Source organism: Pedococcus sp. P2_E2 (genome assembly GCF_056403955.1).
Window position 1 is genome coordinate 70,254 of sequence record NZ_JBFUEM010000005.1, and the last position, 26,686, is coordinate 96,939.

Genomic DNA, 26,686 nt, shown 5'->3' on the forward strand with positions numbered 1-26,686 from the left:
GTCAGAGAAGGCCTTCGACGACCGAGTCGGCGTCCTCCCAGAACGCCTCCGGCACCGGCTCCAGCAGCCACCGGGCCGCAGAGTCGACGTGCTCGCGCTTGCCGAGCCCGGCAACGACGCTCGCGACGGCGGCGTGCCTGAGCGGGAACTGCAGGGCGACCTGGGGCAGCGTGCAGCCGTATTCCCCCGCGAGGGCGGCGAGGTCACGGGCTGCCCTGAGCAGCCGTGCGTCAGGGGTGTCGTAGTTGAAGTGCGAGTCCGCCTGCGGATCGGCCAGCGCCAAGAGGCCTGAGTTGAAGGGAGCGGCCGCCACGACGCTGACCCCTCGCGAGAGGCACGCGTCGAGCAGCGGCGCACCGCTGCGGTCGAGCAGGGTCCACCGACCCGCGAGCATCACGACGTCGAGGTCGCACTCCTGCACGAACCGCAGCGGTTCCTGCCACTGGTTCATGCCCACGCCGATCGCCTTCACGATGCCCTCGTCGCGCATCCGCGCCAGCTCCGGCAGCGCTCCGTCGATCACCTGCTGGACGAAGTCGTCCGGGTCGTGCACGAACGCGACATCGACCTGGTCGATGCCCAGTCGCTCCAGGCTCTCCTCGAGACTTCGGCGCACGCCGGGACCTGAGTAGTCCAGTTCGCGACGCAGGTCGTCCCTGACGTCGAACTGCTGGGCCAGGTCAGAGCCGGTGGCGTCCTCGTTCGGGACCAACAGGCGTCCGACCTTCGTGGACACGACGTACTCGGCCCGCGGCCGACCGGCCAAGGCCCCTCCCAGCCGGCGCTCGGACAGCCCGAGGCCGTAGTGGGGCGCCGTGTCGAAGTACCGAATCCCTTGGTCCCACGCGTGATCCACCGCTGCGCGGGCCTGGTCGTCCGAGACTGCGCGGTAGAGGTTCCCGAGGTTGGCTCCTCCGAAGCCGAGCGCGCTCACCCCGACCTCGGTCGAACCCAGCCGGCGTCTCACGAGGTCGGTCACGAGAGGCCGTACCAGGTCGTCGCGGTGCCCCCGAGGACAGCGCGCTGCTCGGCAGGCGAGAGCTGGGCCACGAGCTGTTCGTTCACCCTCCACACCGTCGCATAGTCGTCGCGAACGAGGCAGACCGGCCAGTCCGAACCCGCCATCATGCGGTCCGGCCCGAAGACGGAGAGGGCGTGGGCGGCATACGGGCTGAGGTCTCCGACCGACCAGGTCGGGGACGCCTCCGTGACCATCCCGGAGAGCTTGCAGGCGACGTTCTCCGAGGCTGCGAGGTCGGCGAGGTGGGTGGCCCACGGCTCGAGGTCACCCGCTGCGATCGAGGGCTTGCCGAGGTGGCTCAGGACGAACCTGACGTCCGGCGACCGGCGGGCAGCCCCGATCGCCGAGGGGAGCTGGCGTTCCCTGACGAGGAGGTCGAAGGCGAGCCCCGCTCGGCCCACGGCCGCGAGCCCACGCCGGACGTCGATGCGGTCCAACCACTGCGGGTCGGGCTCCCCCTGGAGCTGGTGTCGTAGGCCCACCAGCCGGTCACCACCCGGCAGGGACCGCAGCTCGGCGATCCGGTCGGACGCATCGGGCGACGTCAGGTCGACCCACCCCACCACTCCGCGGACGGTGGGGCTTCCGACCGCCCGGGCCAGCAGCTCGGGAGTCTCCGCCGCGACGTTGATCGTCTCGACGAGGACGGCCCCGCCGACGCCGACAGCAGCCAGCTGCGGCTCGAGGTCAGCGATCGTGAACGTCCGGTCGATCGCAGGAAAGGCCGTCGTCCATCCCTGGGGCCTGACCGCCAGGTCCCAGAGGTGCACGTGCGCGTCGATGCGGTCGTCGACCACTGACCCGTGCCGAGAGGTCACGACCTGGGTCGCAGTCGAAGCCGGTCCATCCCGCCGTCGACAGCCAAGGTGGTGCCAGTCGTCGAGCCGGCGAGGGGAGAGACGAAGTAGGCGACGGCGTGGGCGATCTCCATCGGGGTGACCAGGCGGCCGTGCGGCTGCCTGGCCTCGAGCGCTGCCCGCTCGGCCGCGGGGTCGTCGGCGGCGCTGAGCAGGCGCTCCACCCAAGGGGTGTCGGCCGTGCCGGGGTTCACCGCATTGACCCGGATGCCCTCGGGCAGCAGGTCCGCCGCCATGGCGAGGGTCAGCGACAGGACGGCGCCCTTGCTGGCCGAGTATGCCGCGCGGTTGGGGATGCCTGCGGTCGCGGCGATGGAGCAGATGTTGACGATCGCGGCCTGGTCTGACGCGCGCAGACTCGGCAGGGCAGCGCGAGTCACCCGCACGATGCCGAGGACGTTGATGTCCAGCACCCTGAGCCACTCCGCGTCGTCGTTGGCGTCGACGCCGCCCTGGGCGCCGATGCCGGCGTTGTTGGCGACGATGTCGAGGCCTCCGAGGGTGGCGACCGCCTCCGCCACGGCAGCCCTGACCGCGGAGTCGTCACTGACGTCTGCCGCCACGGCGAGGTGTCGGCCCCCGGCCACCGGGCTGACGTCACGGTCCAGCACGGCGACCGCCGCGCCGCGGTCGGCCAGCAGGTCGGCGATGGCCAGCCCGATCCCCGAGGCGCCACCGGTGACGAGGGCCTTGAGTCCGGCGAGCTCTCCCACTGCGGTAACGGCGGTCATCACGCGGCTCCGAAGGTCTGGCGCTGGCGACCGAGGCCATCGATCTCCAGCTCGACGACGTCCCCAGCCTTGAGATAGGGCGTGCCGGGCACCCCGAGGGCGACCCCGGCAGGGGTGCCGGTGTTGATCACGTCACCGGGGTACAGCCTCATGAACTGGCTGATGTAGTGGACGAGGAAGTGGACCCCGTAGACCATGTCAGAGGTCTTGCCGTCCTGCTTCAGCTCGCCATTGACCCAGAGCCGGAGGCTGAGCGCCTGCGGGTCGGTCACCTCGTCGGGTGTCACCAGCCAGGGGCCGAACGGGTTGAACGTCGCGCAGTTCTTGCCCTTGTCCCACTGGCCACCGCGTTCGATCTGGAACTCTCGCTCGGAGACGTCGTTGCTGATGGCGTAGCCGGCGATGTGCGCGGCCGCGGCGGAGGGGCTCTCGAGGTAGGCGGCCTCGCGGCCGATCACGACGGCGAGCTCCACCTCCCAGTCGGTCTTCGCCGAGGCGCGTGGCACCAGGACCTCGTCGTCGGGTCCCACCACCGTGTCGGGAGCCTTCATGAAGAGCACGGGCTCGCTCGGCACCGTGGCACCCGTCTCCGCGGCGTGGTCGCGGTAGTTGAGGCCGACGCAGACGATCTTGCCGATCCTGGCCAGCGGTGGACCGAACCTCGAAAGGTTCTCGACCACTGGGAGGTCACCGGCAGCCAACGCGCGCTCCACGGTCCCGGCGAAGTCGCCGGACAGGATTCCGCCGTCCAGATCGCCGACGACCCGGCTGAGGTCGCGCCAGGTGCCCAGCTCGTCCTGCACGGCAGGGCGCTCTGCGCCGACGGCTCCGATGCGTGCCAGCTTCATTGCGGGTGCTGCCTCTCGTCGTCACAGTTCTCGTCAGGCAATGATTATTCGTCATACGTATTCTGTCAAGCGGGTCTTCTCGCTATGCTGGCGTCATGAGCGCAAGCCTGTCCTCGCCGTGGCCTCGACGACCCCGCCGCCTTGCCACCGCGGTGGTCGAGGAGCTGGTCGACTGGCTGGTGAGCGACGGACTGAGTACCGGCGACAGCCTGCCCACCGAACCGGCGCTGTGCGAGACGTTCGGCGTCAGCCGCACGGTCGTCCGTGAGGCGGTGAAGGCGCTGGAGGCCATGCGCATGGTCACGGTGCAGCAGGGCCAGGGCACACGGGTCCGGCCACTGGCCGACTGGGACCTGCTCAACCCGACCGTCCTCTCGGCGGTGGTACGCCACGACGCGGGAAACGTGATCCTGGGCGACCTGGTCGATGTCCGGCGGGCACTGGAGGGCCAGATGGCCGGGCAGGCGGCCACGAACTCGACACCGGCCGAGCGAGCGGCCATCTCCGAGCGGATGGCCACCCTCGACGCGAGCATCGGCGACGCCACGGCATACCTCGCGGCCGACGTGGCCTTTCACGACGAGATCATGGCCGCCTCACGCAATCGCCTCGGCCGCGCCATCATCCACACGTTGACCGACGAGGCCTACCGCAGCCTGCGCTACGTCGGTGACCCTTCCGCGCAGCACATCCGGTTGACCAACGAGGCCCACCAACGGGTGCACGACGCCGTCGTGGCTGGTGACGCGGTGGCGGCACAGCGGGCAATGGACGAACACATCCTCGAGTCGTGGCAGCGCAGGCGCCCGGAGAACGCCCCAGATCAGGGCTGAGCCGTCGAGGGATCTGGGGCGAATTGAGTGTTTCAGTGGGCTTCCGTCGGGCTGATGAAGGAAGATCACTGCGTGCAGCATCCGCAGCCCCTCGACCCAGGCGCCCGTGGACGTACCGCAGGTGCGAGCAACCTCGGGACCCTGGGCGGCAAGGCCGACCTCGGCGACCTGAGCCGCTGGCTGGTCGAGGCGTCGCCCGACGGCCTGTGGGTCTTCGACGCCGAGGGCAGGACCGTGCTCGCGAACCCACGACTTGCGGAGATGCTGGGCAGGACGGTCGACGAGATGGACGGGCTGTCCGTCTTCGAGACCCTGGACGCGACCGGCCAGGCCCAGTTCGCCGAACACCTGAGCGGACTGCAGGGCAGCAGCGCCCCCGGCAGCAACCTCGAGTGCAGCCTGCTGCGCAAGAACGGCGAGCGGTTCTGGGCACTGGTCAGCCACACCCCGATCAGGGACGACGACGGCAACCACGTCGGATGGTTGCACCGGGTGACCGAGTACAGCGATCAGCGACGGCTGATCGAGACACTGCAACGGCGCGAGGCGCAGCTCGCCGAGGCGCAGCACATCGCCAAGATCGGCAGCTGGGAATGGGACGTCGGCAGCGACGTCGTGGCGTGGTCCGACGAGCTCTACCGCATCTACGGCGTGGAGCCCGACTCCGGCTTCGTCCCCAACTACCAGGGCTTCCTCGACCGGATGCACCCCGACGACCGGGACGCCGTGGCCGAGGTGGTCCGGCGCGCCCTGGAGGAGACGGGCGAGTTCGAGTTCGACGCGCGCATCTTCCACAGCGACGGCTCCCTGCGCTGGATCCGTGGCCGTGGCCGCCTCACCCGCGACGAGGTCACCGGAGCCCCCCTGCGCATGGGCGGCACCTCCCAGGACATCACCGAGAGCAAGGACGCGGAACAGGCCCTGGCCCTGCTCACGTCCATGGCAACCGCGGCCAACGACGCGACGACGTTGGCCGAGGTCATCCCCACGATCCTCAAGGACGTGGCACGGCACACGGGATGGCAGCCGGTGGCAGCGTGGGTGGTGACCAGGGACGGCGAGCTCGAACCCGTCCCGGGCGAGACCCGCGACGTGCCGGAACAGGACGTCGCCGAGGCCACCCGGATCGCGATGGCCGCCGTCGAGTCGCGCAGCCCCCAAGCCTCCCTAACGACGGAGGGCACCGCCCTCGTGGCCGCGCCCGTGGTGGCCGAGGACCGCGCCGCGTGCGTCGTCGTCATGGACACGCGGGCGACCACCCCGCCCACCGACAGCGACGGGCTGACGGTGGCCAGGGCGGCGGCGATCTTCTCCCGGGTCGCGGAGCGTCAGCTGGCCGCCGAGCGACTCGAGCAGGCGCGCGACAACGCGATGAGCGCGTCGATGGCCAAGTCCGAGTTCCTCGCGACGATGAGCCACGAGATCCGCACCCCGCTCAACGGCGTGATCGGGCTGTCCGAGCTGCTCGGACGCACCGACCTCACGCCGCACCAGCGACGGCTCGCCGACGGCATCGACGGCGCCGGCCGGAGCCTGCTCTCCCTCGTCAACGACATCCTCGACCTGTCCAAGATCGAGGCCGGGCGGCTCGACCTCGAGGCGGTCGACTTCGACCCGCGAGCCATCGTCGAGCAGAGCACCACCATGATGGCAGAGCGCGCGCGCGCCAAGGACCTCGAGCTTGCGGTGACCTGCCACCCGGACGTCCCTGCCGTGGTGAGCGGCGACCCCGTGCGATTCGGGCAGGTCATCTCCAACCTGACCGCAAACGCCGTGAAGTTCACCAACAGTGGCGAGGTCGTCGTCCGGGCCACCGTCGAGACGACGGACGAGACCAGCGACGCGACCAGCGACGCGACGAGCGACGTGACGCGCGTCGAGACCAGCGACGGGACGAGCGCGGAGGCCACCGACGCAGGCATCGTGCTGCGGGTCGAGGTCAGTGACACCGGGTCGGGCATGACGCCCGAGGTCAAGGAGCGGCTGTTCACCGCGTTCTCCCAGGGCGACAGCTCCACCACGCGCGAGTACGGCGGCACGGGGCTCGGCCTGGCCATCAGTCGCCAGATCGTCGAGGCCATGGGCGGTGAGATCGGCGTGAACAGCGAGTCCGGGTACGGCAGCACGTTCTGGTTCACCGTGCGCTTCGCGCCGGCCAGCGTCAGCGCCGCCGTCGCCGCGCCCGTGCCCTCGGTGGCCGGGCTGCGCGTGCTGGTCGTCGACGACAACGAGACCAACCGCTTCATCCTCGAGGAGCAGCTGGCCGGCTGGTCGATCGAGGCGGCGATCGCCTCGTCGGGGGTCGAAGGTCTCGGGCTCCTCGACGACGCCCACCGGCGCGGGCAGCCCTTCGACGTGGTGCTGCTGGACTACCTCATGCCCGGCGTCAACGGCGAGCAGTTCGCCCGGATGATGCGTGGTGACGGCCGCTTCGGCGACACCCGGATCGTCCTGCTCACCTCGGCCATGGACCTCGATCCAGAGGTCCTGACGGCGGCCGGCATCGACGTGTCGCTGACCAAGCCCGTGCTGCCCTCCAGCCTGCTGGACACCCTCGCCGACCTGGCCGGCGCCCGCGCCGAGACCGCCCCGCCGAACGGTGCGCCGAACGGTGCGCCGAACGGTGCACCGATCGCCCCTGGAACCGCCTCCTCGACTCCCGGCCGCGCCGACCGGCGCCTCCCGATGGGTTCCCGGGGCCGCGTCCTCGTCGTGGAGGACAACGAGGTCAACCAGCTGGTGGCCGTCGGCATCCTCGAGAGCCTCGGGTATGCCGTGGACGTCGCCGAGAACGGGCTGGCCGGCTACTACTCGTTCCAGTCGGCCGACGGCGCGTACGACGCGGTGCTGATGGACTGCCAGATGCCCCAGATGGACGGCTACGACGCCACGCGCATGATTCGCTCCTTCGAGGACGACCAGTACCGGACGCCCATCATCGCGATGACGGCGGCGGCCATCGCCGGCGAGCGCGAGCGCTGCCTCGAGTCGGGCATGGACGACTTCCTCACCAAACCCGTCGACGTGGCGCTCTTGCGCGACACCCTGGAGCGCTGGGTCCCGGTCAACGGCGACCACAGCGCAGAGACCGACGCCACGGACAGCCGACGGCTCGCGTCTCGGGCGGACACCACCGTGCTGGACCCCTCGCGCCTCGAGGAGCTGCTCGACCTCGACCCGGGCGACCCGACGATGCTGCTGCGGTTCATCGACAGGTTCGGGCCCAATTCCCGGGCCGCGCTGGCCACCATGCGCGAGCACCGCGAGGCGGGCGCGGCCCACGAGCTGAGTCGCGCGGCACACGGTCTCAAGGGCAGCGCGGCCAACCTCGGGGCCGAACGGCTCGCACTGCTCTGCGCGGACGTCGAGCACCTCGGCGAGGACGGCGTGGTCGTCGACCAGCCTGCCCTGGTGGCCGTGGAACGTGAGCTCGACGCGGCCGTCCGGGCGCTCGAGTCCTTCGCTGTCACGCTGCGCCGGCTGTCCTGACCCCCACGCCTCCATCACGAAAGCCACCGGTCATCTGTGGGATGACCGGTGGCTTCCGTTGAAGGGACTTGCTCTCTTGCCGTTCCAGCGCCCGTCTGGCTGAGGGACGGGGGCTGGGTGTGTCGGACGGCGCGGCACCGCAGGGGGAGGTGCCGGCCACCCTTACGCCGACTGGATGCCGGTGTCGACACCCCAGTGCTGGGGTGCGCTGGTGATGTACTGCCCTGTGCGTGCACCGAGGGCCAGCCGACGGCGCACTTCGCGCATCAGCTCGTCGTTGGTGGCCAGCAGTACAGCTTCGGGGTGCTCGATGCCGCCGAGCACGGACAGGCCGCACCCCTCGGCGGATCGCAGCACGATCTCGCGGACGGAGAGGCACAGTGCACGGGACAGCGCCAGCATCTCGTCGGGCTGGGGCCATTCCGGCAGGACCGGGGTGTCGAGGATCCCTTCGAGCGTCCACTCGTCCAGACCACTGCGCGTCGCGAGGGTCGCGCGGCTCCAGCCGAGCACGCGAAGCTGCTCCTGCAGGAAGGTGCCGAGGCTGTTGGTCACGGGGGCTCCAAGGGTGTGAAGAGGTGTGCCCCCTGATGGAAGCGCGGATTTCGGCTCCGGAGAACGAACTTTGCCAAGCCTTGACCATTGGGTCGGCTGTTCGGTGGACCGTCAATCCGCCTAACGTTCGGCTAGCCCACGCACGACCTCGTCGGTATGCCGTCCCGGCGCCCCCGCGGGCTGCCCCGCGGTCGTGGGGGTCACCGAGAACCGCGGGGCCGGGGCCGGCTGGACCGTCCCGGGGGCACCGGGGACGGCGGCATACGCCTGCCTGGCGTCGAGGTGGGCATCGGAGCGCGCTTCCTGGGCGGTCAGGACCGGCGCCACACAGGCGTCGAGGTCACCGAAGACCGCCACCCATTCCGCAAGGGACCGTGCGGCGAAGCGGTCGGCAACCATCTCCGAGACCATCGGCCAGGAGGCGAGCTCCATCTGGTCGGCACCCACCGCGGCGCGGTCCAGCCCGAGCCCGGCCAGGAGCCGCTCGTAGAAGATCGGCTCGATCGCGCCCACCGCGACCCAGCGGTCGTCGCTCGTGCGGTAGCAGCGGTAGAACGGCGCTCCCCCGTCGAACAGGTTCGACCCTCTGGCCGCCGGCCACATCCCCGAGCCGAGCATCGACTGGTGCATCGCGGTCATCGCCCCGACGCCGTCGACGATCGCCGCATCGACGACCTGGCCCTGCCCGGACTCGCGCGCGTGCCACAGCGCCGAGACGACCCCGAGTGCCAGCAGCATCCCCCCGCCGCCGAAGTCCCCGAGCAGGTTCAGTGGCGGCACCGGCCGCCCGTCGGGGCCGGCGAAGGCGTCGAGAACGCCCGCCACCGCCAGGTAGGTGATGTCGTGACCGGCCAGGGCGGCATACGGTCCGTCCTGCCCCCACCCCGTCATGCGGCCGTATACGATGCGCGGATTACGTTGCAGCGCAACGTCTGGACCGAAGCCGAGCCGCTCGGCGACACCCGGACGAAATCCCTCGATGAGGATGTCGGACGCAGCGATCAGCCCGAGCACGACAGCCAGACCCTCGTCGGACTTGAGGTCCACGACCACGGACCGCCGCCCCCGCAGCAGCACTCCATGGGTGGCCCTCAGGTCCTCACCTGGCCGGTCGACGCGTACGACGTCCGCACCGAGGTCGGACAGCATCATCGCGGCGAAAGGGCCGGGACCGATCCCGCCGACCTCGACGACCCGGACGCCCGCGAGAGGGCCAGAACGGCGCGCCGAGTCCATGGGACCGAACGTACCGCCAGCACCGCTGTCAGGTGCGCGCCAGGCCCTGCCCCTCGACGCGCGAGTCCGTCAGCGGACGTCAGTGAACTGTCAGAGGACGTCAGTGAGAAGCGCGCGAACTTCGACTTCTCGGTAGCGGCGATGGCCACCGAGCGTGCGGATGGAGTTGAGCTTCCCCGCCTTGGCCCAACGCGTCACTGTCTTGGGGTCGACCCGGAACAGTGAGGCCACCTCCGCAGGCGTGAGCAACTTCTCGACCTCGGTGGTGCGAGTAACCATGTCTAACTCCTTGTGCAGGGGACGTGGTTCCATAATCGGACAAGCGGGACCCTTTGGGAACATTCCCAACGGGTCATCCGATATGGCCCGTTGGGACTAGTCACCGGACCAACCCGTGAGCGGGATTACGCTGGGTCCAGGCGCGCGATCCGCGCCGACCTCCCCGCCCTGCGCCTCACCGAGCTCAAGGAGTCACCACCGTGACCGCGTCCTCGTCGCCCAGCATCTCGACGCCTGCCACCTCCACGTCCCAGCACGAACAAGTGGTCTTCTGCCACGACCGGGCGACCGGCCTGCGGGCCATCATCGGGATCTACAGCACGGCTCTCGGGCCGGCCCTGGGCGGCACGCGGTTCTACCCCTACGCCAGCGAGGACGCGGCACTGGCCGACGTGCTGCGCCTGTCCAAGGGCATGGCCTACAAGAACGCGGTGGCCGGCCTGGACCTCGGCGGCGGCAAGGCGGTCATCATCGGCGACCCGGCGACGGACAAGACCCCCGACCTGCTGCGCGCCTACGGCCGCTTCGTGGAGTCCCTCGGCGGCCGCTACGTCACGGCGTGCGACGTGGGCACCTACGTCGCCGACATGGACATCGTCAGCGAGACCACCCGCTTCGCGACCGGTCGTTCCGAGGCCAACGGCGGCGCCGGCGACTCCTCCGTGCTCACGGCCTTCGGCGTCTTCCAGGGCCAGCGCGCTGCCGCCCAGCACCTGTGGGGCCAGCCGACGCTCAAGGGCCGGACCGTCGGCATCGCCGGGGTCGGCAAGGTCGGCCGCATCCTCGCCGGACACCTCCTGGAGGACGGCGCCACGGTGGTGGTGACCGATGTCAACGAGCAGGCGCTGGCGGCCCTGACGGCGCAGCACCCCGAGATCGAGGTCGTCCCCGACACCGCGACCCTCGTGACCTCCGACATCGACGTCTACGCGCCGTGCGCCCTCGGCGGCGCACTCGACGACACCACGGTCGAGAACCTGAAGGCCACCGTCGTCTGTGGCGGCGCGAACAACCAGCTCGTGCTGGAGGGTGAGGGCGGCACGGCCGACCGGCTCCGCGAGCGCGGCATCACCTACGCCCCGGACTTCCTCGTCAACGCCGGCGGCGTCATCCAGGTCAGCGACGAGCTGCACGGTTTCGACTTCGAGCGCGCCAAGAAGGGCGCCACGGCGATCTTCGACCACACCCTCGAGGTGCTCGAGACGGCGGATGCGCGCAACATCACCCCTGCCGCGGCCGCCGACCACATCGCCGAGGAGCGGATGGCGGCCAGGCAGGCCGCCGGGATCTGGCTCCCTGCCCGCTGAGCACGCGATCGCCCGGTGAGACGCGGGTCTCGCCACAGAACTTGCATCGCTCATGTAGCGTTGTCCTCACGACAAATACACGATTCCCGGGACCGCTCCGTCGAGCCGAGGCGCCGACATGGTGACTCGACAAGGCGATGCCGTCCCGGCAGACGCATGAGGGGGTCACGCCATGGGGCGCGGCCGGGCCAAAGCCAAGCAGACCAAGGTCGCTCGGGAGCTGAAGTACTTCTCTCCCAACACCGACCTGACGGCGCTTGAGCGAGAACTGCACGGGTCTTCCTACGCGGAGCCGGAACCTGTTTCCGACAGCTCTGTGGGCGAGGACGAGTACGACGAATACGGAAAGTGGGCCTCGGGTCAGCAATGACCCGACGTCCTGACTGACCTCCACCTCATGCGCGGGCCCTCGGGCTCGTGTGTCACCTCCGCCGCGCCGCGGCGTGCGGCCATGTCCGTGTGCCGTGGCGCAGCGGTTTGTGCTCGGGTGAGCACTACGCTCGCGTCATGAGCACTGACACGCGCGCTGAGACCCAGCGCCTTGGGGTGGAGACCACCGGGATCGAGATCATCGACGAGGCCGCTCGCACGGCCCGTCCGAAGGACCTCTTCTGGCCGTGGTTCGCGGCCAACGTCTCGGTCTTCGGGATCAGCTACGCCGGCTTCGTGCTGGGCTTCAAGATCTCGTTCTGGCAGGCCGTGCTGGTCACCGTCGTCGGCGTCGTCGTGTCGTTCCTGCTGTGCGGACTGATCGCGATCGCCGGCAAGCGTGGCTCGGCGCCGACCATGATCCTGTCGCGCTCGGCCTTCGGCGTGACCGGGCAGAAGGTGCCCGGGGTCATCTCCTGGCTGACCTCGATCGGGTGGGAGACCTTCCTCGCGATCCTGGCGACGCTGGCCACGGCGACGATCTTCAAGCAGCTCGGCTGGGGCGGCGGCACCGGCACCAAGATCGTGGCGTGCGTCGTCGTCGCCGCCCTCATCGTGGCGGCGTCGGTGGCCGGCTACCACATCATCATGAAGATGCAGTCGTACCTCACGTGGATCACCGGCATCGCGACGGTCGTCTACATCGCCCTCACCGTTGACGACGTGGACATGTCAGCGGTCAACGCGCTGCCGAGCGGCTCCACCGGCGCCGTGGTCGGGGCCCTGGTCCTGGTCATGACCGGCTTCGGGCTCGGCTGGATCAACATCGCCGCCGACTGGTCGCGCTACCAGCGGCGGGACGCCTCGGGCGCCTCGATCGTGGCCTGGAACACCTTCGGCGGCGCTCTCGCCCCGACCGTGCTGGTCATCTACGGGCTGCTGCTGGCGGGCTCCGACGAGAAGCTGCGAGACGGCATCCAGGCAGACCCCATCGGCACCCTCGCCACGATCCTTCCGACGTGGTTCCTGCTGCCCTTCCTCGTGGCCGCGATCCTCGCCCTGGTGAGCGGGGCGGTGCTGGGCATCTACTCGTCCGGCCTGACCCTGCTCTCGCTCGGCGTCCGGATCCCCCGGCCCCGCGCAGCGTTCATCGACGGCATCATCCTCACGATCGGCACCATCTGGGTGGTCTTCTTCGCCGAGAGCTTCATCAACCCCTTCCAGTCGTTCCTCATCACGCTCGGTGTCCCGCTCGCGGCGTGGGCCGGGATCATGATCTCCGACCTCGTCCTGCGCAAGCGCGACTACGACGACGACGCGCTCTTCGACCCGCGCGGCCGCTACGGCACCTGGGACTGGACCTCGATCGGCACCATGGTCGTCGCGACCGTGCTCGGCTGGGGCCTGGTCGTCAACAGCTTCGCCGGTGACGCGTCGTGGAACAACTGGCAGGGCTACCTGCTCGAGCCCCTCGGGCTGGGGAAGTTCGTCGACGACCCGGCCGGCCCCTACTGGGAAGGCAACTGGCCCTACGCCAACCTCGGGGTCCTGCTGGCGCTGGTGCTCTCCTTCGTGGTCACGCTGGTCCTGCGTCGCGGCACCGTCCGCCGCCAGGAGGCCGGCACGTGAGTGATCGCCCCTGGTTCGTGGCGATCGACCTGCAACGTGTCTTCGGTGACCCGGCCAGCGCCTGGCGTGCTCCCCGGTATGCCGCGGCCGCGGCCAACGTCGTACGCCTCGCCACGGCCTTCGGTGACCGCGCGGTCTTCACCCGGTTCGTCGCGCCGGCCGAGCCCGCCGGTGCCTGGGTGCGCTACTACGAGGAGTTCCCGTGGGCACTTCAGCCCGCGGACGACCCGTTGTACGAGCTGACCGACGACGTGGCCGCCCACGCGACCACGACCGTCGTCGCCACGACGTTCGGCAAGTGGACCCCCGACCTGCGAGCCGTGGTGGGCGAACAGCCGTCCCTGTTCGTGGCCGGCGTGGCGACGGACTGCTGCGTGGTGTCGACGGTGCTGGCCGCAGCCGATGCCGGAGCGACCGTCACGGTGGTGACCGACGCCTGCGCTGGGTCGACCGATGACAACCACCAGAAGGCCCTCGACGTGATGTCGCTCTACGCGCCGTTGGTGTCACTCGCGACGACGGCCGAGGTGTTGGCCCAGGCCTAGAAGCCTCCCCCACCAACCCAGGGCGACACGATCATGGCGTGCCCGTAGGCCAGCGCCTGGGCCTCGGCCACCGCCGCATCGGTGCTGGTCGACTGCGAGTCGCCACCGTGGTCCACGCCCACATCGGTGGGCGCGGGATCGACGCCGTCCCACGCGGCATACCCGGCGAAGAGGCCGAAGGCGGCCTCGGCGTGGATGACCGCCTGGGCGAGCACCCGCAGCACCGACGGGTCGCAGGCGTCGAGGAAGCCCCGCGGGTTGCGGCGCTCGCCGATGCTGATCAGCCGGGCGATCGCAGCCGTGTCGCCGGGACCGAGCCGCTGGCCGGCCACCAACCCGTCCTGGACTGCCGTCAGGACGCGGCCCTTAACGTCCTGGCCGAGGTCGTCGAGCGCTTCGTGGTGAGCGGCCTGGAGTGCGTCCAGCGGCCCGGTGCGGAGCAGGAAACGGTACTGCCGGACGATCTGGTCCTCCGGCGCGCGGTCAGCGATGGTCCCCATGCCTCATGCCAGGCCGCAGTCAGGCGCCTTGGTGGGCACCTTCGGGAGCCAGCCCGGGCGCCGTTCTCCGCGCTGCTCGCGACGCTGCCTTCAGCGACGACCGGGTGAGCGCCTCGCGGACGTCGCCGTCCTGGCCGTCCCAGTCCTCGTGGCCCTCCAGCAGCGGGACCGCCGCCGACCTGGTGATGACCAGGTGGGCGAGCCGCGCGAGCGCCGCCTCGTTCAGGGCGGACACGATGATCCCGGGTGTCCGCAGCTCGCCGACCGTGACGAGGTGGGCGATCCCGGCGATGTCGTCCACCGTGAGCTCCCGCCCGCTGAGCAGGCGATCCTGCGCGGTGCGCAGGACGTGGGCACGGTTCAGGACGTCGAGGGCGGCGATCGACTCGCGATGGAGGGCTTCCAGTTGCTCGAGGTGGGCCGTGCGGAGCACGTAGCGGTACTGACGGACCTCCGGACGCTCGACGGGGGCCGGAGGCTCGACCTGCCGCCGCTTGAACAGGGTCATGCTCACTCCACCGACGGTAGGCAGCCGGCATGCAAAGGGGCTCACCCAGAATGCGTTTTCGGACTCCACCAGATGGGGGATCCCATGACCTCCGTTGGATCTCAGTGGCCGCCGAACGCGGTGTCCGGAGAGCTGGGCCCGCCCGCGAAGTTGCGGTAGAGCACATGCCCCATCAAGGCGTCGTGCCACTGCTCGCCGAAGCCGCCGTCGACCCACTCACCCTCTTCGGTGAGCTCGGGCTCGGCCCCGTCCCACGCGGCATACCCGCCGAAGCGGCCGAACATGGCCTCTGCCACGATGACGCCCTCGGCCACCTCCAGCAGCACGCTGGGCAGACAGGAACGCAGGAACTCACCCGGGCGCCGGCGCTCGCCCAGGGTCACCAGGTGGGCGATGGGGCGGACGTCATCCGGCCGCAGGCGCAGCCCGGCCACCAGCCCGTCCTGCACGGCCCACAGGACCATCGCCCGGCGAGCCCGGGCCATGGCCGCCAGCACCTCCACGTGGGCCTCTTCGAGCGCGTCGAGCGGGGCGGTGCGCAGGAGGAAGCGGTACTGGCGTACCGCCTGGTCCTCGTGCTGTGGCGCCCACACAGCCCGACGGTAACCCCGCCGCCGTCACGGGCGGAAGCCGCTGAGTGACTGCTTCGGTGGGCCCGTGCGTGCTCAGACCGGTGCGAACCCGACCACGATCGCGAAGAGGGCCGCACCCGCCGCCACGCCCACCAGTCCCGCCGCCAGTCCGGCCAGCCAGCGGGGGGTCAGGCCGTCAGGCGCCCCCGCAAGGGTCCAGCCCCCACCGCCGGCCACGGCCAGGCACAACGCCATCGATGCGCCGGTCACCACCCAGAGGTCGGTGCCCGACGTCGGATCCGACGGAGCGTGGCCGAGGACGTCGAGTGCTGCGGACACGGCGCCCAGCATGACCGTCAGCACCAGTCCGGCCCCCCCGATGGCGAGCGCGCCGACCCACCCGACCGCGAGGGACCAGGCCAAGGTGCTTCTCGAGCGGGTGCTCATGCCGCTCAGTGTTGTCGGCGAAGGGCGCCCACCGCATGGGGTCGGGTACTCAGCCCGCGGGATGGTCCCCGACGAGCTGGACTGCGCCGCCCTCGACGCCCTTGGCGCCGCGCACCACCTCATGGCCGTCGTCCGTGGGTGCGTCCTCGGCACCCGTCACCTCACCGATCGCCCAGGCCCGTATGCCGCGTGCCTCGAGGAACCGGGTTGCGGCGTCGACCTGGTCGGCCGGGAGCATCGCCACGAAGCCGACGCCCATGTTGAGGGTGCGCTCGAGGTCGGCTCGGGGGACCTGGCCGAGGCTGCCGACCGTCGAGAACACCGCCGGCGGGGTCCAGGTGGAGCGGTCGAGTCGGGCAAAGACGGTGGGCGGCAGGACGCGGGCGAGGTTGGCCACGAGCCCACCACCGGTCACGTGCGACAGCGCATGCAGGTCGATGCCGTCCGTGCGGATCAGGTCGAGCAGGTCGGCGGAGTACACGCGGGTCGGGGTGAGCAGCTCCTCGCCCAGGGTCTGGCCGAACTCCTCGACCTGGCGGTTGAGCTGCCAGCCCGCGGCGCCAATCACCTTGCGCACCAACGAGTATCCGTTCGAGTGCAGACCACTCGACCCGAGCGCCAGGACCACATCGCCAGGCACGACGCGGTCGGGACCCAGCACCTCGGCATACTCCACGACGCCTGTCGCGGCACCTGCCACGTCGTACTCGTCGGGCCGCAGCAGCCCGGGGTGCTCGGCGGTCTCGCCGCCCACGAGCGCGACCCTGGCCTGCTCGCACGCAGCGGCGATGCCGGACACGATGGCCGCGATCCGCTCGGGGACCACCTTGCCCGTGGCGATGTAGTCGGTCATGAACAACGGCTCTGCGCCGCACACGACGATGTCGTCGACGACCATGCCCACGAGGTCGAACCCGATGGTGTCGTGCTTGTCGAGCGCCTGGGCAATGGCGACCTTCGTGCCGACCCCGTCGGTGCTGGTCGCCAGGACCGGGTGGCTCATCCGCGCGATCGCCGTGGCGTCGAACAGGCCGGCGAAACCGCCCAGACCCCCCAGGACCTCGGGACGGGTCGCCCGGCGGACCGAAGCCTTCATGAGCTCGACGGCCTTGTCACCGGCCTCGACGTCGACACCGGCGGAGGCATAGGTGATCGGCTCGCTCACGTGCCCACCCTAGACCGGTACGAATGACTGAGCCGAGGCGGTCCGGGCGGCGGGATCCTGCTCGGGCAGGGACCGTTTCGTCAGGGAGGGGAATCTGCCATGTCCACGAGCTACCAGTTCGACCTGTTGCGCACCTACCGGTTCCTACGGCTGGCCATGGTGCTGCTGGTCCTGGTCATCTTCATCTCGGTCGTGGGCCACATCTGGTCCACCGACACCATGCTCCAGTCCATCAGCGCGTCCTACTACACCCCGGTGCGGGCGGTCTTCGTCGCCGGGCTGTGCGCCATCGGGACCTGCCTCATCGTCTACCAGGGGAGCAGCGAGCTCGAGGACGTGCTGCTCAACGGGTCGGGCTTCTTCGCCTTCATCGTGGCGTTCGTGCCCACCCGCCCGGAGGAGAAGTGCGTGTCCTCGGCGATTGCTCCCGACGTGCGCGAGGCGATCTCCAACAACGTCGGGTCGCTGTTCATCGTCGCGGTGCTGGCGTTCGCCGTCGTCATGGGGATCCAGCTCTTCGCCACGCCTGAGGACGAGCGCGAGCTGTCCAAGGGCGTCGGGGTGGCGATCGGCCTGTCGGTGCTGGCCTTCGTCGGGCTGGTCGCCTTCTACCTGTTCAACCGGGGAGCGTTCATGTGCCACGGCCACGACACGGCGGCCATCCTGCTCTTCCTCGGCATCGTCGCCGTGGTCTTCGTGAATGCGCGTGGGCTGGCCCGCGAGCAGGCTCGCGAGGACCACCGTCCGGTGCGCGACCATTTCTGGAACCGCTACTTCTGGGGCTTCGTGCTGATGGTGGCCTCGATCATCGTGATCGCCGTGACCGGTCCCTGGCTGGGGTGGCTGGACCACTGGGTGTTCTGGCTCGAGGCGGCCCTGATCGGCCAGTTCGCGACGTTCTGGTTGACCCAGACGATCGACCTGTGGCGCGAGCCCCGGCGCCAGGACACCCCCGTCGCCGGCGCCTGACCCTCTTCCCTTGGCCGACGTGTTGCGACCTGGTCGTCACCCAGCCGCGTTTTCGCGGTCCCGTGACGATCTGCGCGCAACAAGTCGCAGCACAGGCGGACGTGTTGCGACCTGGTGGTCACCCAGCCGCGTTTTCGCGGTCCCGTGACGACCTGCGCGCAACACGTCGCGGCAGATCGACCCGGGAAGAGGGGGCGGGTCAGGGTCGGGTGAGGGCGTCTGCTGCGCCGCCGGGCACTCCGAGCGAGACGCCGTCCACGTCGACCCCGCCCACGCCCTCGACGTCGATCGGCAGCGTCTCGAAGAGGTTCTTGCCGAGCCGGCTCGCGTCGGGGAGCTCCAGCGGGTAGGTCCCGGTGAAGCAGGCGGTGCAGAGCTGGTTGCCGGGCTGCTCGGTGGCGGCGATCATGCCTTCCTCCGAGATGTAGCCCAGGGAGTCGGCACCGATGGAGGTGCAGACCTCCTCGACCCCGATGCCGGTGGCGATCAGCTCGGCCCGGGTCGCGAAGTCGATGCCATAGAAGCAGGGCCAGCGCACCGGCGGCGACGAGATGCGCACGTGAACCTCGGCGGCTCCCGCCTCGCGGAGCATCCGCACCAGCGCCCGCTGGGTGTTGCCGCGCACGATCGAGTCGTCGACCACGACGAGTCGCTTGCCCTTGATGACCTCGCGGAGCGGGTTCAGCTTGAGCCGGATGCCGAGCTGGCGGATCGTCTGCGACGGGGCGATGAAGGTGCGGCCGACGTAGGAGTTCTTCACCAGCCCCTGGCCGTAGGGGATGCCGGACTCCTGGGCATAGCCGATCGCGGCGGGCGTGCCCGACTCGGGCGTCGGCATCACGAGGTCGGCCTCGACCGGGTGCTCGCGCGCCAGGGTGCGCCCCATCTCGACCCGCGACTCGTGGACCCCCCGGCCGTTGATGGTGGTGTCGGGGCGAGCGAGGTAGACGTACTCGAAGACGCAGCCCTTGCGGTCGGTCTCGGCGAACCGCTGGGAACGCAGGCCGTCCTCGTCGATGATGAGCAGCTCGCCGGGCTCGACCTCACGGATCAGCGAGGCACCGACGATGTCCAGCGCCGCGGTCTCCGACGCCACCACCCAGCCGCGCTCCAGGCGACCGAGCACCAGCGGGCGGATCCCCTGGGGGTCGCGCGCGGCATACAAGGTGTGCTCGTCCATGAAGACGAAGCAGAAGGCGCCGCGCAGCTTGGGCAGCAGGTCCAGCGCCGCAGCCTCGAGCGAGCGGTCGGGGTCGTCAGCCAGCAACGCCGTGACGAGCGCCGTGTCGGTGGTGTTGCCGCGCACCAGCTCGCCACCACCGGTGCCGTAGCCCTCCGCGCGGCGGTCCGCCACCAGCTCGCGCAGCTCGGCGGAGTTGATGAGGTTGCCGTTGTGGGCCAGGGCCACCGTGGACTCGGCGTGCCCGCCGAGGGTCGGCTGGGCGTTCTCCCACGTCGAGCCGCCGGTCGTGGAGTAGCGGCAGTGACCCACGGCCAGGTGCCCGCGCAGCGACGCGAGCGACCGTTCGTCGAAGACCTGGGAGACCAGGCCCATGTCCTTGTAGACCAGGATCGAGCGCCCGTCGGAGGTGGCGATGCCTGCCGACTCCTGCCCACGGTGCTGCAGGGCGTAGAGCCCGTAGTAGGTCAGCTTGGCGACGTCCTCGCCGGGAGCCCAGACGCCGAAGACCCCGCAGGCGTCCTGCGGGCCCTTCTCGCCGGGAAGCAGATCGTGCGAGAGCTGTCCGTCGCCGCGTGCCACGTGGCTCAGTCTCCCACAGGGACGAGCGGCATTGCCCCAGCCGTCATCCGCGCCGGTCCAGCAGCACGGCAATGACTGCGGCGAGGAGCCCGAAGACGCACGCGCCCACGATGCCGAGGAACAGCACCGCGCTCGTCACGCTGTAGTCGTGGCCGTAGGTCGCGGTGTCCTCGCTGAGGTAGGCCACGGCCGAGCCCGCGACGAAGCCGAGGATGACGCCCGTCGAGATGAACGCGACGAAGTTCGGGTATCGGCGGGTCGGTGGCACGTGCTCACGCTACCCGCGACGCACCCGCGCGCCTCGCCCAGGGACCCATCCGCAGGAGAGGCGAGTACGAATAGCACTTATGGAACACATCGCAAGGTCACCCGGCACCCGGAGCCAAAGCCTCAGGTATGCCGTCAGCGGCGTCCTCGCGGCCGCCGCCGGGATGGCGGTGGGTCACCTTGTGGCGGCATTCGTCAATCCCTCGGCCTCACCCGTGCTTGCCGTCGGTTCGACGGTCATCGACGCCACCCCGACACCGGTCAAGGAGTGGGCGGTCCGGAACTTCGGCACGGCCGACAAGCCGGTGCTGCTCGGCAGCGTCACCCTCGTCGTCGTCATCGCCGCCGCGCTGATCGGCCTGGTGTCGCGCACCAAGCCGAGCCTGGCCAACGTCCTCGTGGTCGCTCTCGCCATGCTCGCCGGTCTGGCCGCCTGGTTCCGTCCGGCCTCCGCACCGTTCGACATCGTGCCCGCCCTCGTGACGGCCGCCGTCGGAGTGGCGACCCTCACCGGACTGCGCGCGCTGATCCCCAACCTGCCCACTCCCGGCGCGGTCACGACCGCCAAGGCGAAGCCCGACAAGGCGACGGCCGACAGGGTGACGCCCGAGTCGCCGCTGGACCACACGGCATACGCGAAGGGGGCGGAGGGCACCCCTGCCCGCCGCAACTTCCTCATCGGTGCCGCCGGGGTCACGGTCGGCGCCGCGGCGCTCGGCGCCCTGGGCCAGAAGCTGGCGGCCCCCGCGACCCTGCCGTCCTCGGTCACCCTCCCCAAGCCGCAGAACTCGCTGCCGGCGCTGCCCACCGGCCTCGAGGGCAAGGTCAAGGGCGTCAGCGCCTTCAGCACCCCGATCGACCAGTTCTACCGCGTCGACACCGCGCTGGTCATCCCGCGCATCGACATCGACAACTGGGTGCTGGAGATCGACGGCAAGGTCGACAACAAGCTCTCGATCACGTTCGCCGAGCTGCTCAAGATGCCGATGGTCGAGAAGGACATCACCCTCAACTGCGTCAGCAACGAGGTGGGCGGCCCCTACATCTCCTCCACCCGCTGGCTGGGTGTGCGCGTCCGTGACCTGCTCGAACGGGCCGGCGTGCAGGACGGCGTCGACCAGATCCTCAGCGAGTCCACCGACGGCATGACGATCTCGACGCCGATCGAGGCGCTGACCGACGACCGCGACGCCCTGATCGCCGTCGCGATGAACGGTCAGCCGCTGCCTGCCCGCCACGGGTTCCCCGCGCGGATGGTCACCCCCGGCCTCTACGGGTTCGTGGGCGCCACCAAGTGGCTCACCAAGCTCACTGCGACGACGTATGCCGCGGAGCAGGCCTACTGGACCAAGCGCGACTGGGCGATCGACGGCACCGTGAAGACCCAGGCGCGGATCGACACCCCCGCAGGGCTCGCCACCTACAAGCCCGGCAAGGTCGCCATCGGTGGTGTCGCCTGGGCGCAGCTCCGTGGCATCAAGGAGGTCGAGGTACGCGTCGACAAGGGTCCGTGGCAGAAGGCCACCCTCGGCCCGGACGGCGGCACCGACTACTGGCGTCAGTGGTTCTGGGTGTGGGACGCCACGACGGGCCGGCACGACCTCACGGTGCGCGCGACCGACGGGACCGGCCAGGTGCAGACCGAGAAGCGGGCCGACCCGTTCCCGGGTGGCGCGTCCGGCTGGCACTCGATCGTCGTCCTCATCTCCTGACCCTGCGGACCCTTCCTGCACGTCTGGCCACTGGTGCCCGATGGTCGCGCTCTGAGCGCCCACCATCCGGGAACCAGTGGCCAGATGTCGTTGCGCTCGGGCCACGGAAACCCTTGTGCCAGAAAGGTTTCAATGCGACCAATCCACCTGTTGGGCAGGTCCGAATACCGGGTGTCAGACAGTCCACAACAAGGAGCCACCATCATGCGACTCGCACGCCGCAGCACCATTGCTGCCCTCAGCCTCGCCCTTCCGCTCAGCCTCGCTGCCTGTGGGAACTCCGGTTCCGACACCGCGGCCTCCAGCACCTCGTCCATGCCGAGCTCCAGCTCCTCGTCCAGCTCCTCGAGCACGTCCGAGGACATGACGGCCAAGCCGTTCGGTGCTGGTTGCTCCGCCGTTCCCGCGGACGGCAAGGGCTCGTTCTCCGGCATGGCCACCGACCCGGTCGCCACCGCCGCGAGCAACAACCCCGTCCTGTCCACCCTCGTCACCGCGGTGACCGAGGCCGGCCTCGGCGAGACCCTGAACTCGGCCAAGGACATCACCGTCTTCGCTCCGAGCAACGACGCCTTCGCCGCTGTGCCGAAGGCCACGATGGACGCCGCGATGAAGGACCCGAAGGGTCTGCTCACCAAGGTGCTCACCAACCACGTCGTGCCCGGCAAGCTCACCCCGGAGATGCTCGCCGGCGAGCACAAGACCCTCGGCGGCGGCACCATCAAGGTGACCGGCTCCGGTGAGTCGTTCAAGGTCGGCGAGGCGAACGTGATCTGCGGCAACGTGCAGACCGCCAACGCCACCGTCTACATCATCGACGGCGTTCTCCTCCCCGGCTGAGCTGAATCAGCGATGATGGTGTCCATGGCAGCAACCACCCCGGGTCCCGAACCGACCTGGGGAGGTGCTGCCGTGGGCACCGACCTCGCCGGGCTGTTGCGGGCCAGCGCCCTCGGTGACGAGGCAGCATTCGCCCGCCTGTACGACGCAGTGTCCGCCCGGATCTACGGGTTGGTCCTCCGCGTGGTGCGGGACCCGGCGCAGTCGCAGGAAGTCGCCCAGGAAGCCTTGCTGGACATCTGGCGCACCAGCGCCCGGTTCGACCCCGCGCGGGGCAGCGCGGTGAGCTGGATGCTCACCATCGCGCACCGCAAGGCGGTCGACCGGGTGCGGTCCGCGCAGGCGTCCACCGACCGTGAGGACACCTACGGCTCACGGAACCAGGAACGCAGCTTCGACGAGACCGCCGAGACGGTCGACCGTCGCCTGGACGCCCAACGAGTGCGCAACGCCCTGGACTCGCTCACCGAGACCCAGCGCAGCGCGGTCGAGCTCGCCTACCTCGGTGGCTACACGCACACCGAGGTGGCCTCCCTCCTGGGGGTGCCCCTCGGCACCGCCAAGACCCGAATACGTGACGGACTTATCCGCCTGAGAGACACCATGGGGGTGCAGTCATGAGTGCCGACATCCACGGACTGGTCGGCGCCTATGCAGTCGACGCCATCGACGAGCAGGAGCGCAGCGCTTTCGAGCTGCACCTCGCCGAGTGCCCAGAGTGCCAGGCGGAGGTGGCCTCCCTGCAGGAGGCTGCGACCCAGCTTTCCCTGATGACCGAGACCGCCCCTCCTTCCTCGATGCGTGACTCCGTCCTGGCGGGCATCAAGATGGTCCGCCCGCTCCCCCCTCTCGAGGCGCAGTCCGGTGGCCCAGTCGCCTCTGGGCCCGGTGGCGGATCCTCGCCCCCTGACGCGCCGACCCCGACTGACTCCAACGTGATCCAGTTCCGCCCGCGGCGCCGGGTGACCGCCTGGCTCGCCAGTGCGGCCGCAGCTGCCGTGCTCCTCGTTGGCGGAATCGCGTGGAGCCCGTGGGACGACAACTCCAACGGACGCGGCAACGTCAGCGCCACCGAGCAGGTGCTCGAGGCCAAGGACGCCCAGCGCTACGAGAAGGTCATCGGTGGCGCGAAGGCGACCATCGTCCGCAGCGCCTCCCTCGGCAAGGCCGTCATCATCGCCGACCACATGCCGGCTGCGCCCGACGGAAAGGACTTCCAGGTCTGGCTGGACCAGCCCAACCGGGGCATGGTCAGTGCCGGCGTCATGCCCCACGGATCGGCCGACACCGTCACGGTGCTCCTGAGCGGCGATGCCGCAACGGCCACCGGCGCCGGCATCACGATGGAGCCGGCCGGCGGCTCGACCGCACCGACGACCGAACCACTCGCACTGTTCGCATTCTCCTAACCAGGCCTACCTCAGACCGGGCAGCAGGCCGGCGACCTCCGCCAGCACCGACTCGGTGCCGGCGTAGACGCCGTTCGGCCGTGGCCAGTGCGTCACGACGTCGCTGAACCCGAGCTCACCTGCCCGTCCCACCTGGTCGGTGAAGAGCTCGACGCTCTCGAGCGAGAAGCGCGGTGCACCGTCGAGGGAGAGGTACCGGTCGAGCGGGACCTGGCGTGCGGCAGCACCTTCGACGTCGTCGAGCTTCGCGCTGAGCTCGCCGATCCCGGCCCACCACTCGTCCAGGGTCTCGCCACCCTTGCCGTAGGTCACCCACCCCTGGCCGTGGGCGGCGGCGAGCCGCAGCGACCGCGGGCCGTTGGCGGCGATGACGAAGGGCACTCGAGGCTGCTGGACCGAACCGGGCAGCGTGCGCGCGTCGACGGTCCGATAGCTGGTGCCGTCGTGCGACACGTGGTCCTCACGGAACAGTCGGTCCAGCACCTCGACGAACTCGTGGAACCGGTCGACCCGCTCCTTCAGGGGCCGCTCCTCGCCGAGGATCGCGGCATCGAGGTCACCACCCGTTCCCAGGCCACAGATCAGCCGACCGCGCGAAATGTCTTCCAGCGCAAGCAGATCGCGGAGGAATACATAGGGGTGACGGTAGTTGGGAGAGCTCACGAAGGTCCCCAGCCGGATCGTCGACGTCGCCATCGCAGCGGCCGTCAGCGTCGGCAGGGCGCCGAACCACGGCGAGTCCTGGAGCCCCGCCCAGACCAGGTGGTCGTAGGTCCACGCGTGGTCGAAGCCGTACTCCTCGGCGCGCCGCCAGAGGGGCTCGGCCTCGGACCAGCGGTGCTCCGGGAGGATGGTGATGCCAAAGCGCATGCAGCGAGGGTATGCCGCGTGGTCACCACGCGGCATACCGACGCCTTGACCGTGGCAGGCTGGCAACCATGAAGGCCACCATCCTGAACGCGCCCCGCGACATCCGTGTCGAAGACGTCCCCGACCCCGGCATCGCCAAGCCCACCGATGCGCTGGTGCGGGTCACCGCGGCGTGCGTGTGCGGCAGCGACCTGTGGCCGTACCGCGGGATCAACGCGGTCACCGAGCCGACCCGCATCGGCCACGAGTTCGTCGGCATCGTCGAGGAGGTCGGCAGCGACGTCCGCAGCGTGCGGGCGGGAGACTTCGTCATCGCGCCCTTCATGTACTCCGACAACACGTGTCCGCACTGCCGGGTCGGGATCCAGTCACGCTGCGACCACGGCGGCTTCTGGGGTGGTCCCGACCGCGACGGAGTCATGGCCGACGGCGGCCAGGGCGAGTACGTCCGCGTCCCGCTCGCCGACGGCACCCTCGTCGCCACGCGAGAGGTACCCGGCGACGACCTGGTGCCGAGCCTGCTCGCCCTGTCGGACGTGATGGGCACTGGCTGGCACGCCGCCGTCGCGGCCCAGGTGCAGGAGGGTGACACCGTCGTGGTCGTCGGTGACGGCGCGGTCGGCCTGAGCGGCGTCCTCGCCGCCGCACGGATGGGCGCCGAGCGCATCATCGCGATGTCCCGCCACGAGTCCCGCCAGCGGATGGCACGCGAGTTCGGCGCCACCGACGTGGTCGAGGTCCGCGGCGACGAGGCCGTCGCTGCGGTCAAGGAGCTGACCGACGGGGTGGGCGCGGACGCCGTGCTGGAGTGCGTCGGCACCAACGAGTCGATGTCGACGGCGATCGCTGCCGCGCGGCCCGGGGCGACGGTGGGCTACGTGGGCGTGCCGCACGGGATCGAGTACCCCGTGCGGGACATGTTCGCGCGCAACGTCGGGATCGCCGGCGGGATCGCGCCGGCTCGCCAGTACCTCCCGCAGCTGCGGGACGACGTGCTCTCCGGGGCCATCAACCCCGGGCTGGTCTTCGACCTCGAGGTCCCGCTCTCCGAGGTCGGCGAGGCCTACGCCGCGATGGACGAGCGTCGTGCCGTCAAGTCGCTGATCCGTCCCTGACCAGACCCGACCTGATGCAGGAGTTCCGCTTCGAGGTCGACGAGCACGGCGGGAGCACCGTCCTCGTCGACGGCTACCCGCAGTCCTACGTCAGCCTGACCGATCCGGAGCTCCTCGTCTTCGGCTACGTCCAGCACCTGGCCGCGGTGATCGACTCCCTGCCCGACGGTCCGGTGGCGGTGACGCACGTCGGGGGCGCCGCGATGACCTTGCCGCGCTACGTCCACCACACTCGGCCGGGGTCGCCGCAGATCGTCCTGGAACCCGATGCGGCGCTCACCGAGGAGGTGCGTCGCGAGCTGCCGCTGCCGCGCGGGCACCGCATCCGCGTGCGTCCGCAGCGCGGTCGAGAGGGAGTGGCCGCCCTGAAGGACTCGAGTGCCGACGCGATCGTCGTCGACGCGTATGCCGACAGCCAGGTGCCGGCCGACCTCACCAGCGCGGAGTGGTTCGCCGACGTGGCGAGGGTGCTGCGGCCTGGTGGTGTGCTGGTGATGAACACCGCCGACGAGCCGGACCACCGGCACGTGGCGCGCGTCCACGCCGGCCTCGCGCGCCACCTCCCGCACACGGCCGCCATCGCTCAGGTCGACATCTGGAAACGGCGCCGCTTCGGCAACCTCGTGCTGGTCGGCTCCCGTCAGCCACTGGCGATGGGCTCGATCGTCCGCAGCGTCGCCAAGGGCGCGTTCCCCAGCACCGTGCGCGACGGAGCCGCGCTCACCCGGGCCCTGGGTTCGGGTCGACCGTTCACCGACGCCGATGCGGTGCCGACTCCTTCACCACCGACCCCTCCCGATGCCTGGCGGATCCGCTGAGCCCGTCGCGTTCGTCGCGAGCCCGCGTGACAC

28 protein-coding genes are annotated in these 26,686 nt (G+C 70.3%); 13 read left to right on the top strand and 15 right to left on the bottom strand.

The annotated features are described in order from the left end of the window. Position 1 precedes the first annotated feature (1 nt). From AC1DWR_RS11640 to AC1DWR_RS11655, 4 genes are read right to left on the bottom strand one after another with little or no spacing between them, the layout of a single operon-like run. The gene (locus AC1DWR_RS11640) at positions 2-979 is read right to left on the bottom strand and encodes an aldo/keto reductase (RefSeq protein ID WP_477624466.1); all 978 of its coding nucleotides are present in this window, start codon (positions 977-979) and stop codon (positions 2-4) included. Beyond that, positions 976-1,839: an amidohydrolase family protein gene (locus AC1DWR_RS11645; RefSeq protein ID WP_477624467.1), complete on the bottom strand. Its 864-nt coding sequence runs from the start codon at positions 1,837-1,839 to the stop codon at positions 976-978. Before AC1DWR_RS11645 ends, AC1DWR_RS11640 begins: the two co-directional genes overlap by 4 nt. After that, positions 1,836-2,609, bottom strand: a complete 774-nt coding sequence (locus AC1DWR_RS11650; RefSeq protein WP_477614024.1) for an SDR family NAD(P)-dependent oxidoreductase — start codon at positions 2,607-2,609, stop codon at positions 1,836-1,838. Before AC1DWR_RS11650 ends, AC1DWR_RS11645 begins: the two co-directional genes overlap by 4 nt. Continuing rightward, positions 2,609-3,457 (bottom strand): fumarylacetoacetate hydrolase family protein, encoded by an 849-nt coding sequence (locus AC1DWR_RS11655; protein WP_477614025.1) that lies wholly within the window; start codon positions 3,455-3,457, stop codon positions 2,609-2,611. Before AC1DWR_RS11655 ends, AC1DWR_RS11650 begins: the two co-directional genes overlap by 1 nt. A 95-nt stretch (positions 3,458-3,552) precedes the next feature. Between AC1DWR_RS11655 and AC1DWR_RS11660 the strand changes: the two genes are divergently transcribed. Further along, positions 3,553-4,290, top strand: coding sequence for a FadR/GntR family transcriptional regulator (locus AC1DWR_RS11660; RefSeq protein ID WP_477614026.1), 738 nt, complete (start codon positions 3,553-3,555; stop codon positions 4,288-4,290). Positions 4,291-4,362: 72 nt separating this feature from the next. Continuing rightward, the gene (locus tag AC1DWR_RS11665; protein WP_477624468.1) at positions 4,363-7,779 is read left to right on the top strand and encodes a response regulator; all 3,417 of its coding nucleotides are present in this window, start codon (positions 4,363-4,365) and stop codon (positions 7,777-7,779) included. A gap of 162 nt (positions 7,780-7,941) precedes the next feature. Here AC1DWR_RS11665 and AC1DWR_RS11670 read toward each other — a convergent pair whose 3' ends face one another. The 3 genes from AC1DWR_RS11670 to AC1DWR_RS11680 all read right to left on the bottom strand — a co-directional run bounded on the left by AC1DWR_RS11670 (position 7,942) and on the right by AC1DWR_RS11680 (position 9,849). After that, positions 7,942-8,334, bottom strand: coding sequence for a hypothetical protein (locus tag AC1DWR_RS11670; protein ID WP_477614028.1), 393 nt, complete (start codon positions 8,332-8,334; stop codon positions 7,942-7,944). Positions 8,335-8,454: 120 nt separating this feature from the next. Next, complete coding sequence (locus tag AC1DWR_RS11675) at positions 8,455-9,570, bottom strand: CaiB/BaiF CoA transferase family protein (protein WP_477624469.1); 1,116 nt, start codon at positions 9,568-9,570, stop codon at positions 8,455-8,457. Between the two features lie 90 nt (positions 9,571-9,660). After that, a complete protein-coding gene (locus AC1DWR_RS11680) occupies positions 9,661-9,849 on the bottom strand; it encodes a BldC family transcriptional regulator (protein WP_179421480.1) in 189 nt (62 codons plus the stop codon). 200 nt (positions 9,850-10,049) lie between these two features. Between AC1DWR_RS11680 and AC1DWR_RS11685 the strand changes: the two genes are divergently transcribed. The 4 genes from AC1DWR_RS11685 (at position 10,050) to AC1DWR_RS11700 (ending at position 13,699) form a co-directional block, all read left to right on the top strand. Then, positions 10,050-11,156 (top strand): Glu/Leu/Phe/Val dehydrogenase dimerization domain-containing protein, encoded by a 1,107-nt coding sequence (locus AC1DWR_RS11685; protein WP_477624470.1) that lies wholly within the window; start codon positions 10,050-10,052, stop codon positions 11,154-11,156. 172 nt (positions 11,157-11,328) lie between these two features. Continuing rightward, a complete protein-coding gene (locus tag AC1DWR_RS11690) occupies positions 11,329-11,526 on the top strand; it encodes a DUF3073 domain-containing protein (protein WP_140739237.1) in 198 nt (65 codons plus the stop codon). 137 nt (positions 11,527-11,663) lie between these two features. Beyond that, the gene (locus AC1DWR_RS11695) at positions 11,664-13,154 is read left to right on the top strand and encodes a purine-cytosine permease family protein (RefSeq protein ID WP_477624471.1); all 1,491 of its coding nucleotides are present in this window, start codon (positions 11,664-11,666) and stop codon (positions 13,152-13,154) included. Beyond that, a complete protein-coding gene (locus AC1DWR_RS11700) occupies positions 13,151-13,699 on the top strand; it encodes a cysteine hydrolase family protein (protein ID WP_477624472.1) in 549 nt (182 codons plus the stop codon). Before AC1DWR_RS11695 ends, AC1DWR_RS11700 begins: the two co-directional genes overlap by 4 nt. Here AC1DWR_RS11700 and AC1DWR_RS11705 read toward each other — a convergent pair. The 5 genes from AC1DWR_RS11705 to purM all read right to left on the bottom strand — a co-directional run bounded on the left by AC1DWR_RS11705 (position 13,696) and on the right by purM (position 16,891). Continuing rightward, a complete protein-coding gene (locus AC1DWR_RS11705; protein WP_477624473.1) occupies positions 13,696-14,199 on the bottom strand; it encodes a hypothetical protein in 504 nt (167 codons plus the stop codon). The two genes, AC1DWR_RS11700 and AC1DWR_RS11705, sit on opposite strands and share 4 nt — an antisense overlap. Positions 14,200-14,218: 19 nt before the next feature. Continuing rightward, positions 14,219-14,713: a hypothetical protein gene (locus tag AC1DWR_RS11710; protein WP_477624474.1), complete on the bottom strand. Its 495-nt coding sequence runs from the start codon at positions 14,711-14,713 to the stop codon at positions 14,219-14,221. Between the two features lie 95 nt (positions 14,714-14,808). Continuing rightward, a complete protein-coding gene (locus tag AC1DWR_RS11715) occupies positions 14,809-15,300 on the bottom strand; it encodes a hypothetical protein (protein ID WP_477624475.1) in 492 nt (163 codons plus the stop codon). Positions 15,301-15,372: 72 nt separating this feature from the next. After that, positions 15,373-15,726: a hypothetical protein gene (locus AC1DWR_RS11720; protein WP_477624476.1), complete on the bottom strand. Its 354-nt coding sequence runs from the start codon at positions 15,724-15,726 to the stop codon at positions 15,373-15,375. 49 nt (positions 15,727-15,775) lie between these two features. Then, positions 15,776-16,891: a phosphoribosylformylglycinamidine cyclo-ligase gene (purM, locus tag AC1DWR_RS11725; protein ID WP_477624477.1), complete on the bottom strand. Its 1,116-nt coding sequence runs from the start codon at positions 16,889-16,891 to the stop codon at positions 15,776-15,778. A gap of 99 nt (positions 16,892-16,990) precedes the next feature. Between purM and AC1DWR_RS11730 the strand changes: the two genes are divergently transcribed. Then, positions 16,991-17,860 carry a hypothetical protein gene (locus AC1DWR_RS11730; RefSeq protein WP_477624478.1) on the top strand — a complete coding sequence of 290 codons (870 nt, stop codon included), beginning with the start codon at positions 16,991-16,993 and terminating at the stop codon, positions 17,858-17,860. A 199-nt stretch (positions 17,861-18,059) separates the two neighbouring features. Here AC1DWR_RS11730 and purF read toward each other — a convergent pair whose 3' ends face one another. Beyond that, positions 18,060-19,622 carry an amidophosphoribosyltransferase gene (purF, locus tag AC1DWR_RS11735; RefSeq protein ID WP_477614039.1) on the bottom strand — a complete coding sequence of 521 codons (1,563 nt, stop codon included), beginning with the start codon at positions 19,620-19,622 and terminating at the stop codon, positions 18,060-18,062. 43 nt (positions 19,623-19,665) lie between these two features. After that, a complete protein-coding gene (locus AC1DWR_RS11740; RefSeq protein ID WP_477624479.1) occupies positions 19,666-19,890 on the bottom strand; it encodes a hypothetical protein in 225 nt (74 codons plus the stop codon). Positions 19,891-19,969: 79 nt separating this feature from the next. Between AC1DWR_RS11740 and AC1DWR_RS11745 the strand changes: the two genes are divergently transcribed. The 4 genes from AC1DWR_RS11745 to AC1DWR_RS11760 all read left to right on the top strand — a co-directional run bounded on the left by AC1DWR_RS11745 (position 19,970) and on the right by AC1DWR_RS11760 (position 23,850). Then, positions 19,970-21,601 carry a molybdopterin-dependent oxidoreductase gene (locus AC1DWR_RS11745; protein ID WP_477624480.1) on the top strand — a complete coding sequence of 544 codons (1,632 nt, stop codon included), beginning with the start codon at positions 19,970-19,972 and terminating at the stop codon, positions 21,599-21,601. A gap of 204 nt (positions 21,602-21,805) precedes the next feature. Next, positions 21,806-22,441: a fasciclin domain-containing protein gene (locus tag AC1DWR_RS11750; RefSeq protein ID WP_477614042.1), complete on the top strand. Its 636-nt coding sequence runs from the start codon at positions 21,806-21,808 to the stop codon at positions 22,439-22,441. Positions 22,442-22,465: 24 nt separating this feature from the next. Continuing rightward, positions 22,466-23,062, top strand: coding sequence for an ECF RNA polymerase sigma factor SigK (gene sigK / locus AC1DWR_RS11755; RefSeq protein WP_477614043.1), 597 nt, complete (start codon positions 22,466-22,468; stop codon positions 23,060-23,062). Further along, positions 23,059-23,850, top strand: a complete 792-nt coding sequence (locus AC1DWR_RS11760) for an anti-sigma factor (protein ID WP_477624481.1) — start codon at positions 23,059-23,061, stop codon at positions 23,848-23,850. Before sigK ends, AC1DWR_RS11760 begins: the two co-directional genes overlap by 4 nt. A gap of 6 nt (positions 23,851-23,856) precedes the next feature. On the opposite strand, the gene AC1DWR_RS11765 is transcribed toward AC1DWR_RS11760, so the two are convergent. Next, positions 23,857-24,720, bottom strand: a complete 864-nt coding sequence (locus tag AC1DWR_RS11765) for an LLM class flavin-dependent oxidoreductase (RefSeq protein ID WP_477624482.1) — start codon at positions 24,718-24,720, stop codon at positions 23,857-23,859. Between the two features lie 68 nt (positions 24,721-24,788). Here AC1DWR_RS11765 and AC1DWR_RS11770 point away from each other — a divergent pair, with 68 nt between their 5' ends. Together AC1DWR_RS11770 and AC1DWR_RS11775 are read left to right on the top strand one after the other, a co-directional pair. Beyond that, positions 24,789-25,835 (top strand): zinc-dependent alcohol dehydrogenase family protein, encoded by a 1,047-nt coding sequence (locus AC1DWR_RS11770; protein ID WP_477624483.1) that lies wholly within the window; start codon positions 24,789-24,791, stop codon positions 25,833-25,835. 14 nt (positions 25,836-25,849) lie between these two features. Next, the gene (locus AC1DWR_RS11775) at positions 25,850-26,653 is read left to right on the top strand and encodes a spermidine synthase (RefSeq protein ID WP_477624484.1); all 804 of its coding nucleotides are present in this window, start codon (positions 25,850-25,852) and stop codon (positions 26,651-26,653) included. Positions 26,654-26,686: the final 33 nt, after the last annotated feature.

Coding starts and splice junctions, on each gene's coding strand:
- AC1DWR_RS11770 (WP_477624483.1), top strand. CDS start 24,789: ATGAAGGCCACCATCCTGAACGCGCCCCGCGACATCCGTGTCGAAGAC.
- AC1DWR_RS11655 (WP_477614025.1), bottom strand. CDS start 3,457: ATGAAGCTGGCACGCATCGGAGCCGTCGGCGCAGAGCGCCCTGCCGTG.
- AC1DWR_RS11760 (WP_477624481.1), top strand. CDS start 23,059: ATGAGTGCCGACATCCACGGACTGGTCGGCGCCTATGCAGTCGACGCC.
- AC1DWR_RS11690 (WP_140739237.1), top strand. CDS start 11,329: ATGGGGCGCGGCCGGGCCAAAGCCAAGCAGACCAAGGTCGCTCGGGAG.
- AC1DWR_RS11705 (WP_477624473.1), bottom strand. CDS start 14,199: ATGGGGACCATCGCTGACCGCGCGCCGGAGGACCAGATCGTCCGGCAG.
- AC1DWR_RS11765 (WP_477624482.1), bottom strand. CDS start 24,720: ATGCGCTTTGGCATCACCATCCTCCCGGAGCACCGCTGGTCCGAGGCC.
- AC1DWR_RS11695 (WP_477624471.1), top strand. CDS start 11,664: ATGAGCACTGACACGCGCGCTGAGACCCAGCGCCTTGGGGTGGAGACC.
- AC1DWR_RS11680 (WP_179421480.1), bottom strand. CDS start 9,849: ATGGTTACTCGCACCACCGAGGTCGAGAAGTTGCTCACGCCTGCGGAG.
- AC1DWR_RS11730 (WP_477624478.1), top strand. CDS start 16,991: ATGTCCACGAGCTACCAGTTCGACCTGTTGCGCACCTACCGGTTCCTA.
- AC1DWR_RS11660 (WP_477614026.1), top strand. CDS start 3,553: ATGAGCGCAAGCCTGTCCTCGCCGTGGCCTCGACGACCCCGCCGCCTT.
- AC1DWR_RS11745 (WP_477624480.1), top strand. CDS start 19,970: ATGGAACACATCGCAAGGTCACCCGGCACCCGGAGCCAAAGCCTCAGG.
- AC1DWR_RS11750 (WP_477614042.1), top strand. CDS start 21,806: ATGCGACTCGCACGCCGCAGCACCATTGCTGCCCTCAGCCTCGCCCTT.
- AC1DWR_RS11720 (WP_477624476.1), bottom strand. CDS start 15,726: ATGAGCACCCGCTCGAGAAGCACCTTGGCCTGGTCCCTCGCGGTCGGG.
- AC1DWR_RS11650 (WP_477614024.1), bottom strand. CDS start 2,609: ATGACCGCCGTTACCGCAGTGGGAGAGCTCGCCGGACTCAAGGCCCTC.
- sigK (WP_477614043.1), top strand. CDS start 22,466: ATGGCAGCAACCACCCCGGGTCCCGAACCGACCTGGGGAGGTGCTGCC.
- AC1DWR_RS11775 (WP_477624484.1), top strand. CDS start 25,850: ATGCAGGAGTTCCGCTTCGAGGTCGACGAGCACGGCGGGAGCACCGTC.
- AC1DWR_RS11675 (WP_477624469.1), bottom strand. CDS start 9,570: ATGGACTCGGCGCGCCGTTCTGGCCCTCTCGCGGGCGTCCGGGTCGTC.